We start from the raw sequence: 738 nt of genomic DNA on the forward strand, positions 1-738 counted from the left end.
AAAGATGAGACTTCCCACTACGTAAGTAGGTAAGACCCCAGGAAGATGACCTGGTTGATCGGCTCGAGATGGAAGCGCTGTGAGGCGTGTAGTTGACGAGTACGAATCGGTCGAGGACTTAACCTACTCTATTACATCGCAATATTGTGCAGGAATTGTGTGGGGGTCAGACCCCAAGACAATTTCCAAACAATTGACAGGAAACTGTCTAACTATTCTCTGTGTAGCTTTCAGGGATCAACATCCTTGTCATTCACTTATCATTCTTATGATAAGTAGAATGCGAAGGACTACCCTTTTGCTATTCCTCGATAGCTCAATCGGTAGAGCAACCGGCTGTTAACCGGTAGGTTGTAGGTTCGAGTCCTACTCGAGGAGCCATAATGTCGCGGGGTGGAGCAGTTGGTAGCTCGTCGGGCTCATAACCCGAAGGCCACAGGTTCAAGTCCTGTCCCCGCAACCAAATTAAGGCCCGTTGGTCAAGTGGTCTAAGACACCGCCCTTTCACGGCGGTAACAGGGGTTCGAATCCCCTACGGGTCACCATTATACCCCCTTTTGTCGGGGCGTAGCTCAGCTTGGTAGAGCGCTACCTTGGGGTGGTAGAGGTCGCACGTTCAAGTCGTGTCGCTCCGACCATCAAAATATGAAACAATTAAAAAATGCGGAAGTGGCTCAGTGGTAGAGCATCGCCTTGCCAAGGCGAGGGTCGCGAGTTCGAATCTCGTCTTCCGCTCCA

5 tRNA genes and 1 rRNA gene are annotated in these 738 nt (G+C 50.7%); all 6 read left to right on the plus strand.

Annotated elements, in window-relative coordinates:
* A 23S ribosomal RNA gene (locus F9B85_RS14105) occupies nucleotides 1-126 on the plus strand; the annotation flags it as partial.
* Nucleotides 127-305: 179 nt separating this feature from the next.
* Nucleotides 306-381 (plus strand) — tRNA-Asn (locus tag F9B85_RS14110).
* 6 nt (nucleotides 382-387) lie between these two features.
* Nucleotides 388-463 (plus strand) — tRNA-Met (locus tag F9B85_RS14115).
* Nucleotides 464-469: 6 nt separating this feature from the next.
* Nucleotides 470-545 (plus strand) — tRNA-Glu (locus tag F9B85_RS14120).
* A gap of 16 nt (nucleotides 546-561) precedes the next feature.
* Nucleotides 562-638, plus strand: a tRNA-Pro gene (locus tag F9B85_RS14125).
* 25 nt (nucleotides 639-663) lie between these two features.
* Nucleotides 664-738, plus strand: a tRNA-Gly gene (locus F9B85_RS14130).

It is taken from the genome of Heliorestis acidaminivorans, assembly GCF_008933955.1.
GTDB classification, from domain to species: Bacteria; Bacillota; Desulfitobacteriia; order Heliobacteriales; family Heliobacteriaceae; genus Heliorestis; species Heliorestis acidaminivorans.